General features: G+C 64.8%; 8 protein-coding genes. 1 reads left to right on the forward strand and 7 read right to left on the reverse strand.

The window, feature by feature from the left end; genetic code table 11:
- Together EOA27_RS10880 and EOA27_RS10885 are read right to left on the reverse strand one after the other, a co-directional pair.
- Positions 1 to 192 (reverse strand): isocitrate/isopropylmalate family dehydrogenase (locus EOA27_RS10880; protein ID WP_245491065.1); only part of this gene is annotated, 192 nt, incomplete at its 3' end.
- Between the two features lie 27 nt (positions 193 to 219).
- Entirely contained in the window at positions 220 to 963 is a 744-nt protein-coding gene (locus EOA27_RS10885) for a glucose 1-dehydrogenase (RefSeq protein WP_126081848.1), read from the reverse strand.
- 142 nt (positions 964 to 1,105) lie between these two features.
- On the opposite strand from EOA27_RS10885, the gene EOA27_RS10890 reads away from it, so the two are divergent.
- On the forward strand, positions 1,106 to 2,602 hold the full coding sequence (locus EOA27_RS10890) for an aldehyde dehydrogenase family protein (RefSeq protein ID WP_126081847.1): 1,497 nt from the start codon (positions 1,106 to 1,108) through the stop codon (positions 2,600 to 2,602).
- Positions 2,603 to 2,740: 138 nt separating this feature from the next.
- Here the strand turns inward: EOA27_RS10890 and EOA27_RS10895 are convergent, their stop codons facing one another.
- The 5 genes from EOA27_RS10895 to EOA27_RS10915 all read right to left on the reverse strand — a co-directional run bounded on the left by EOA27_RS10895 (position 2,741) and on the right by EOA27_RS10915 (position 8,905).
- Positions 2,741 to 3,028: a GIY-YIG nuclease family protein gene (locus tag EOA27_RS10895; RefSeq protein ID WP_126081846.1), complete on the reverse strand. Its 288-nt coding sequence runs from the start codon at positions 3,026 to 3,028 to the stop codon at positions 2,741 to 2,743.
- Between the two features lie 168 nt (positions 3,029 to 3,196).
- Positions 3,197 to 4,093, reverse strand: coding sequence for a LysR family transcriptional regulator (locus EOA27_RS10900; RefSeq protein ID WP_126081845.1), 897 nt, complete (start codon positions 4,091 to 4,093; stop codon positions 3,197 to 3,199).
- A 103-nt stretch (positions 4,094 to 4,196) separates the two neighbouring features.
- Positions 4,197 to 5,693, reverse strand: a complete 1,497-nt coding sequence (locus tag EOA27_RS10905; protein WP_126081844.1) for a sugar ABC transporter ATP-binding protein — start codon at positions 5,691 to 5,693, stop codon at positions 4,197 to 4,199.
- A gap of 3 nt (positions 5,694 to 5,696) precedes the next feature.
- The gene (locus EOA27_RS10910) at positions 5,697 to 6,791 is read right to left on the reverse strand and encodes an SMP-30/gluconolactonase/LRE family protein (RefSeq protein WP_126081843.1); all 1,095 of its coding nucleotides are present in this window, start codon (positions 6,789 to 6,791) and stop codon (positions 5,697 to 5,699) included.
- Positions 6,788 to 8,905, reverse strand: coding sequence for an SMP-30/gluconolactonase/LRE family protein (locus EOA27_RS10915; RefSeq protein ID WP_126081842.1), 2,118 nt, complete (start codon positions 8,903 to 8,905; stop codon positions 6,788 to 6,790). The genes EOA27_RS10910 and EOA27_RS10915 overlap by 4 nt, the downstream gene beginning before the upstream one ends.
- Between the last annotated feature and the right edge of the window lie 97 nt (positions 8,906 to 9,002).

The following is a 9,002-nucleotide window of genomic DNA, read 5'->3' on the forward strand; positions in this document are numbered from 1 at the left end:
GCACGCCGCGAAGGTTGGCTGGGGAAAGCTCTGCCCCGTCTTCAGGAAATGCTCCGCGCCAGCCGGATATTCGGTGAAACGCAAGGGGCAGTCCGGCCCGAGTGCCGCATTCACCACCTCGACGGCCGCGGCGCACACCTCGGGGCCGATGCAGTCGCCATGCACGACCGCGATCTGGTAGACATCCTTCATCGCCAATCCCTCAGGAACCGCAAATATTCAGATGCATTTGCCGCCGTCGACATTCAGGTCGACGCCGGTGATCATGCTGGCTTCGTCGGAGCACAGGAACGCCGCGGCGTTGCCCATGTCCTGCGGCGTCGACAGCCGGCCGATCGGGATGGTGGCGACGACGCGGGCGCGGTTTTCCTCGCCGGAGCCGATGAAGGTGGACAGAAGCGGCGTATCGCCGGCGACCGGGTTGATCGCGTTGACGCGGATACCGAACGGCGCGAGTTCCACCGCCATGGCGCGGGTAGCGGCGATCGCCCAGCCCTTGGAAGCGTTGTACCAGGTGAGGTTCGGACGCGGCGAGACGCCGCCGGTCGAAGCGACGTTGAGGATGGCGCCGGACTTGATTGATTTGAAATGCGGCACCACGGCGCGGGCGCCGTTGTAGATCGAGCGCATGTTGACGTTGGCGATGCGGTCGAACAGGCCTTCGGCCATCGTCTCAAGCGGCAATGGCGGCTGCGCCACGCCGGCGTTATTGACGAGTATGTCGAGCCCGCCGAAGGCCGAGAGCGCCAGGTCGGCGGCCGCCGTAAAACTCTCCAGCGTCGAGACGTCGCCCGTGATTGGCCGCACCTTGTCGCCGGCTTCGCCAGCAACGCGCGAAGCCGCGGCTTCGTCGCGATCCATCAGCACGAAAGACGCGCCTTCCTCGACGAATTTTTTGACGATGCCTTCGCCAAACCCCGACCCGCCACCGGTGACGATGGCGACCTTGCCAGCAAGTCTCATATCTGTTCCTCCGTTGCCGGCACCATCGGGGAAGACGCGCGCGTTGCACAGTCCGATTATCTGAACGCCCTTTTAGCTTTCCTTGTTTGAGGTCGCCCGAAGCGGGAGTAATAGTCGCCTCGGAATTCGTGAGGAGGAGACGATGACGCTGAACTTCGACCCGAGGGCGAAGGCCACCACGCTCTACCATGGCGAATTCCGGCCGATGTTCATCGGCGGCAAGTGGGTCGCGGCGCAGTCCGGCGAGGTGATGCAGGCGCTAAACCCGGCGACCGGCGAGGTGCTGGCGACGGTGCCGCGCGGCGGAGCCGCGGATATCGACGCGGCGGTGGCCGCCGCGCGGGCCGCCTTCGAAGGCCCTTGGTCGAAATTCTCGCCCTACGAGCGGCAATGCGTGCTGCTCAGGATCGCCGACCTCTTCGAAAAACATTGGGAAGAGCTCAGCGTCTCGGACACGCTCGACATGGGGCTGCCGATCACCCGCACGCTGGCCAACCGCCGCCGGGTCATCGGCATGCTGCGCTTCTATGGCGGCATGGCGACCGCGCTGCATGGCGAGGCGATCGACAATTCGATCCCCGGCGAGATCGTCACCTTCACCCGGCGCGAGCCGGTCGGCGTCGTCAGCGCGATCATCCCCTGGAATGCCCCGACCGCCGCCTCGATCTGGAAGATCGCGCCGGCTCTCGCCACCGGCTGCACCATCGTGCTGAAGCCGTCTGAGGATGCGTCGCTGACGCCGCTCCTGATCGCGAAGCTGATGCAGGAAGCCGGCGTGCCCGACGGCGTCGTCAACATCGTCACCGGAACGGGCGCCGAGGCCGGCGCGCGGCTGGCCGAGCACCCGGACGTCAACAAGATCGTCTTCACCGGCTCGACGCTGACCGGCCAGGCGATCGCCCGCGCCGGCGTCACCAACCTCAAGCGCGTTTCGCTGGAGCTCGGCGGCAAGTCGCCGATCATCGTCTGCCGCGACGCCGATATCGACAAGGCCGTGCCGGTCGCGGCAATGGCGGTGTTCGTGCATTCCGGCCAGATCTGCATTGCCGGCTCACGCCTGTTCGTGGCGCGCGAGATCCACGACGAGTTCGTGCGCCGGGTCGCGGAGTTCGCCGGCAAGCTGCGCATCGGCCACGGCATCGAGGCTGAGACCGAGATCGGGCCGCTGATCAACGCAAGGCAGGCCGGCAAGGTCGAAGGCTACATCAAGGCCGGCAGCGACGAAGGCGCCAGGCTGGTCGCCGGCGGGTCGCGGCTGACGGGCGAGCTCTATGACGGCGGCAACTTCATCGCGCCGACCGTCTTCGGCGCGGTGTCCGACAAGATGACGATCGCACGGGAAGAGATCTTCGGTCCGGTCATTTCGGCCATGCCCTTCGACACGCTGGACGAGGCCGTTGCGCGCGCCAACGCGACGCCTTACGGCCTGGCGGCCGGCATCTTCACCACCAACCTCGGCACCGCGCACAAGCTCGCCCGCCGCGTCAAGGCCGGCTCGGTCTGGGTCAACATGTACCACGCCATCGATCCGGCCGTGCCGTTCGGCGGCATGAAGATGTCCGGCTACGGCCGCGAAGGCGGCATCGAGCACCTGCACGAATATCTGGAGACGAAGGCGGTCTGGATCCAGACAGATTGATATTCAGGTGAGGCCGGCCTGCGAAAGGCGGGTACGCAAATGCCTTCGTCATCCTAGGGCGAAGCAAGGAGCGAAGCGACGCGCGCAGACCCTAGGATCCATGCCTGAACTTGCGAGCGCTGCTGGGGTGAGGAATAGTCACCAGCCGATCCCGAGAAATAGCTCGGACCAAGTCGGATTGGTCTTCTCGATCAGTTCGACCTTCCATTGCCTTTGCCAGCGTTTCAGCGATTTCTCGCGCTGAATGGCGTCGGCGATATCGAAAAACTCCTCGTACCAGACCAAACGCTGTACGTTGTAGCGGCTGGTGAAGCGTGAACCCTGGCCAGTTTTGTGCTCTGGAATTCGGCGAGCGAGGTCATTGGTGACACCGATGTAGATCGTGCCGCCTTTCTGGCTCGCGGTCATGTAGACGTATCCGGTCATGTGGAGGATCCTAATCGGTGCTGCTGTCAACGACCATCCTGCACCGTGGCACTCTACGGTCGAGATTCCGGCATGGATCCTAGGGTCTTCGCGCGTCGCTTCGCTCCTTGCTGCGCCCTAGGATGACGAACGGAGTGGCTTTCTGCACTAATCTCTAAAACGCCGTACTCAGTGAGCCAGCTCGCGCAGATTGGTGCGGATCAGGTTCATCAGCTGTTCGGAAAAGGAATGGTGCACGTAGCCGCGCGCGGTGATGATGCCGACGGCGCGATGGGCGTCGCGATGGTCGATCGGCACCACCCGCATGCGCTCGTCATTGCGCGAGATGGCGATGCCCGGCACCACGCAGACGCCCAATCCCGACGACACCAGCGCCACCGCTGTCTGGGCGCTTTCGACCTCGTATTGCGGCTTGAGCTCGATGCCTTCTGCCGCGGTCAGCCGGTCGAGCAGACCGCGCACCGCCGTCTTGCGGTTGAGTAGGATCAGCGGGAAGCGCTTGAGGTCGGACAGATTGAGCTTCTTCTCGCCGCCATAGGTCTCCACCGGGATGCAGGCCATCAGCGGATCGTCCAGGATCGACTCGAACTGGAAGTCGTCGAGGTTCGGCACTTCCGGGCCGAGATAGAACTCGACCTCCTGTTGCTGCAACAGCGCAAGCGCGGCCTGCGGCGGGGTTTCGATGACCTCGACGATCGAGCGCGGATAGCGCAATTTGAATGTCGCCAATATGTCGCCCAGCCGGCTCGCCGCCAGCGTCGGCGCGCAGGCGATCTGCACCTTGCCCTTGCGCCGCGCGGCGATCTCGGTCAGCCGGTCGAGGCTGGTCTGCACCTGCGACATCGCATTGGCGATCTCCTCGAACAGAACCTGGCCTTCCGGCGTCAGGCTGGCGCGCTGCGCCGTGCGGATGAATAGCGAGATGCCTATCTGCTCCTCGAGGTCGCGTATCTGCATGGAAACGGCCGAAGGGGAACGGTTGCTCTCTTCGGCCGCGCGCCGGAAGCTGCCGTTTTCGGCGGCGAGCAGGAACGTCTGCAGAAGTTTGAGGTTGATGCTGGACATGTCCGCTCGGGCAGGTGATCTGGCCTCCTGACCTATTCAGACGCGGAAGCGATTGCAAGGCAATAGGGCCGTTCCAGGCCTTAGCCAGCAAATCTGTTCCAGTTCAATGAACGGCGGCGAACATCACGCGTTCTTCGGTCGCGTCCGACAGCATCATCTCCTCGACCACGCGGCCGCGCTTCACGACCAGGATGCGGTCGGAGACCGCAAGGATTTCCGGCAGATAGGAGGAGATGACGACGACGGCCATGCCTTGATCGGCAAGGTCGCTGATGAGCTGGTGGATCTCGACGATGGCGCCGACATCGACGCCGCGCGTCGGCTCGTCGAAGATCACCAGCTTGGGCTGCTGTATCAGCGATTTGGCGATCACGACCTTTTGCTGGTTGCCGCCCGAAAGCTCGATCATCCTGGCGCGCTCGCTGATCTGCTTCAGCCTGAGCCGCTCGCCCCATTGCTTGGCGAGTTCCCTGGCGCGCGCCAGGGACACGATCGACACCGGGTTGGATTTGTCCGTCAGTTCGCCGATCTGCAGGTTCTCGCCCGCCGTCATCGTCTCGAAGAAGCCGTCGAACTTGCGGTCCTCCGTCACATAGACGATGCCGTCGCGCACCGCCGGCCTGGGCACGCGATAGCGCACCGACTTGCCGAGCAGGCGGATTTCGCCGCCATGGAAGATGTTGCGCTTCAACAGCCCGGCAACGACCTTGGCCATCTCGGTGCGGCCGGCGCCGACCAGTCCGAACATGCCGGTGACCTGCCCCGAAAAGACGGAGAAGGACGAGTTGCGCACCAGGCCGGCGCAGGAGAGGTTCTCGACCGAAAGCACCTTGTCGCCATAGGGGCGCGCGGTGCGCTTGACCTCGCCATGCAGCGTTTCGGTGAGCGTCCGGCCGACCATGGCCTGCACGATCGAGGCGCGGGTGAAACCCTTGGCCTCGCCCGAAGCCACGATCTCGCCGTCGCGCATCACGGTGATGCGGTTGGCGACGGCGAGCGCCTCTTCCAGCGCGTGGGTAATGAAGATGATGGCGATGCCTTCCTTCACCAGCCGCTGCAGCAGGTTGAAGAAATGGCGTTTCTCCTCCGGCGTCAGCGTCGCGGTCGGCTCGTCGAAGATGATCACGCGGGCCTTGTGGTGGACGGCGCGGGCTATCTCCACCATCTGCTTGTGGGCGGCGCCCAGCGTGCTCACCTGCGCGGTCGGGTCTACCTGGAACCCCATGCCGGCAAGGAATTGCCGCGCCTGGATGTAGAGGCCGCGCAGCCGGTTGAACATCTTCTCCTCGCCGAGATAGAGGTTCTGCGCCACCGTCATGGCCGGCACCAGATTGGTCTCCTGGAACACCATGGCGATGCCGGCGCGCAGCGCTTCGGCGGGCGTTGCGAAAGACGCCTCCTTGCCGTCGAAGAAGAGCTTGCCCTCGGTCAGCTTGAACACGCCGGCCATGACCTTGGTCAGCGTCGATTTGCCGGCGCCGTTTTCGCCGAGCAGCGCGTGGATCTCGCCCTTGCGCAGGTCGAAATTGACGTTCTTGAAGGCCGGGATGCGCGAGAACGCCTTGGTCGCGTCCTTGAGCTCGATGATGTTATCCGACATCGCTTAACCCCGCTTGCCGCTGGCGGCCTTGGCCACGCGCACGATCCGCGACCCGCCGCGCGAGGCGACGAGCAGGTCGTCGTCGACCTCGCAGGCGCTGATCGTGCCGTGCACCGTGCCGTCGGCCCGCGAATGGAAGCTCGACAGCGGCTTCATGTTCTGGTCGCAATGCACCACCAGCCCGTAGGACCTGGTGACCGCGTAAGGCTTCAGCACGTTCATCTGCTTGAGCTGGCTGCCCTGCATCGGCTCGCGGTAGTCGCGCCACGAGCTGAGCGACGGCGCCATCCAGTAGGCTTCCGGTATCTCAACCAGCATGCGCTTGCGAAAAGTCTCCTCGCGCAGGATGAACTCCACCAGCTGATTGCGCACGGAATAGAAGGTCAACCAGTAGCCGGCGTTGAAGGCGGGCGCGATGCGCGCCGGATAGGCCGGCAGATGTTCCAGCACCGGCGCCGTCGCCTTGCCGGCGAGATCGATCGCCAGCACGCGATGGCGCCAGGCCTCGGTGACGTAGACGCGGTTTGACCCGGTGGTGGCGATGCCGGCCGGCCAGGCGAGGCCGTCGCGGATCAGCTCCAGCCGGCCGCTTTTCAGGTCGAGGCGCCAGACCGAGCCTGAAGCGTTCTTCTGCATCAGGTCGCGGCGCCAGGCGCTCGCCGGCAGCGTGGCCGAGCCGTTGGCGACCAGCAACGTGTTGCTGTCGAGGAAAGTCAGCGCGGTAACGCAGGACAGCCTGTGGGCCTCGTCGCCCGTCGCCTGCCGCCCGTCATGCAGGCCGCCGCGGATGACGACGCCCTTGCCGCCGGTGGCCAGGGCGGTCATGCCGCGTGCATGGGCGAGCGCGGTGATCTCGCCCGGAAATTCCTGCAGGACCTCGGCCTTGCCGTCGGCATCGAACCGCATCAGCCGGTTCGCGCTGCTCGCCAGCATGCCCTTTTCGGTCCGCACCAGATTGTCGGCCGCAGCGAGGCCTGCGAAGAGCTCCGCCTCCTCAAGGTCCTGGTTGGGCAGCAGCGGCCCGTCGAGCGTCGGAACGGTCACCGCCCAGTCGCCACGGCCGAGAAAGCGATCGAAAAGCCGGCTCACGGCGCTCATGGCTTTTTGCCCCAGTAGGAATCCGAGCTGAACCAGTTGGGATCGGAGCCCTTCAGCGGCAGGGTTCCCATGCGGTTGTTGAAGATGCCGCAGAGATAGAGGATGCCCTTGTGCTCGCGCATCGAAGTGATCATCGGATGTTTCTCGCCGGCCTGGTCCCAAAGGCTTTCCAGGATTTGGCCCTTCTCGTCGAAGCGCAGCACGCAGCCGGTATTGAGGTTGGGCATCAGCCAGGCATCCTCGGACACGCGCCGCGCCATGCGGCGGCGGAAGCCGGGCATTTCCAGCGACAGGTCGAGCGCCGGCGTGCGCATGCCCATCAGCGCCAGCCAATAGGTGCCGTCGGAGGCGCGGTTGATGTTGTCGGGATAGCCGGGCAGTCCCTCGATGACCCGCTCCACCCTGCCCTTCTTCGGACCGTCGAAATAGTAGCGGCTGATGCGGCAGGCCCAGCTTTCCGCGAACAGCACCGACTGGCCGTCGAAGGCGGTGCAGATGCCATTGGGGAAGACGAGGTTCGAGAGCAGCGTGCGGGTCGAACCGGTGCGCGGATCGTGGACGATGATGCGCCCGTTGCCGCGGCTCTCCAGCGCGTCCGCATACCAGTCGTGCATCTCGAAACGCACCGTGGCTTCGGAAAAGACGATGCGGCCGTCTGGGAGAATGTCGCAGTCGTCGGCGAGCTTCATGGTCGAGTCGTCGACCACCGATGTCAGCGAGCGATTGGTCTCGGCGGTGAGCAGCTTCACCTCGCCCGCCGGCGAGACCTGGTAGAGGCCCATGCCGGCGACGCAGATGACCAGATTGTCGTCGCGGTCGAAGGCCATGCCGAGCGGCGAGCCGCCGATATGGGCGAAGACTTCGCTCTCCGTGTAGTGCGGCGGCTGGAAGCGCAATATGTCGCCCTGGCGGCTGCCGGTGTAGAGGCGGTCCTGCCGGTCGAAGATCACATCCTCGGAGCCGTCGAGGAAGCCGAGGCCGATGACGCCGACATCTTTCAGCCTGTCGTTCACCGCCATCGGCACGCCGGGCTCGGTCGAGATCGCCTGCGGCATCTTGGCGAAGGTCGGCGAGATATAGACGCTGCGCAGGATCTTGTGGCGGTTCTTCACCCAGCGCACATCGAGCATGACCGAGAGCAGCAGCACGAGGCCGAGGATCAGGTAGTTGACTGGGCCGGGCACGGCGAGCGCGAGCAGGCTGTTCGACAGGACGAGCACGAAGAGCGTGCCCATCAGCGCCTTGGCGACCGAGCCGCGTCCGCCACCGAGCGAGATGCCGCCGAGCACTGTCGCGGTCAGCACCTGCAGCTCGAGGCCGGTGCCGATATCGGAGGCGGCACTGCCGATGCGGGCCGAGAAGAAGAAGCCGGAGAGCGCCACCAGCACCGAGCAGAGCACATAGGCGCTGAACAGAGTGAAGCGCACATTGATGCCGGCATTGTAGGCGGAGCGGCGCGCGCCGCCGACCGCGAACAGCCGCCAGCCATAGCGGGCGCGCGACAGCACCAGGTGGATCACGATGGCAATGACCATGAAGACCGCGAAGGAGGTCGGCACGCCCCAGATCGTGCCGAAGCCCAGAAAATCATAGGTCGGCGAATCCGGGCCGCTGGTGACGATCGCCGTCGAGACATGCGGGAAGATGATGTCGAAGGTGGATCGGTAGATGATGAGCGTGACCAGCGTGGTCAGAAACGCCCGCATGCGCAGGAAGCCGACCAGGAAGCCGTTGATGGCGCCGCAGACGACACCGAGGCCGAGGCAGGCCAGCAGGCCGGTCCCAAAACTCCACTGCTCGACGTTCATGCCGTAGAGCGTGACCAGCACGGCCAACGCGAAGGTCGAGCCGACCGAGAGATCGATGCCGCCGGACACCATGACAATGGTCATGCCGAGCACGACAAGGCCGAGCTCGGCGGTCTGGCCGCTGAGATTGGTCAGCGTCGCCACATCGAAGAAGCCCGGCACGATCACGCCGAAGATCGCGCACAGGATGACCAGCGCCGTGAAGGGAATGACGCTGTCGATCCATTTCTTGGTCAGGATCTCCCCGACCACATGGTGGGGGAGCAGACGGTAGCGCCAGCGCACAAGGCTTTCGGCCATGCTCATCGGAAAGTCCGTTTACTTGATGTCTTCGGGCTTCCAGCAGTTCCGGCCGGTCGCGTTGGTCTTGTCGACGCGGGTGATCGGGCCGAAGAAGATGGTC

The sequence above is a fragment of the Mesorhizobium sp. M2A.F.Ca.ET.037.01.1.1 genome (genome assembly GCF_003998075.1).
Lineage (GTDB): Bacteria > Pseudomonadota > Alphaproteobacteria > Rhizobiales > Rhizobiaceae > Mesorhizobium.

Coding starts and splice junctions, on each gene's coding strand:
- EOA27_RS10885 (WP_126081848.1), bottom strand. CDS start 963: ATGAGACTTGCTGGCAAGGTCGCCATCGTCACCGGTGGCGGGTCGGGG.
- EOA27_RS10890 (WP_126081847.1), top strand. CDS start 1,106: ATGACGCTGAACTTCGACCCGAGGGCGAAGGCCACCACGCTCTACCAT.
- EOA27_RS10895 (WP_126081846.1), bottom strand. CDS start 3,028: ATGACCGGATACGTCTACATGACCGCGAGCCAGAAAGGCGGCACGATC.
- EOA27_RS10900 (WP_126081845.1), bottom strand. CDS start 4,093: ATGTCCAGCATCAACCTCAAACTTCTGCAGACGTTCCTGCTCGCCGCC.
- EOA27_RS10905 (WP_126081844.1), bottom strand. CDS start 5,693: ATGTCGGATAACATCATCGAGCTCAAGGACGCGACCAAGGCGTTCTCG.
- EOA27_RS10910 (WP_126081843.1), bottom strand. CDS start 6,791: ATGAGCGCCGTGAGCCGGCTTTTCGATCGCTTTCTCGGCCGTGGCGAC.
- EOA27_RS10915 (WP_126081842.1), bottom strand. CDS start 8,905: ATGAGCATGGCCGAAAGCCTTGTGCGCTGGCGCTACCGTCTGCTCCCC.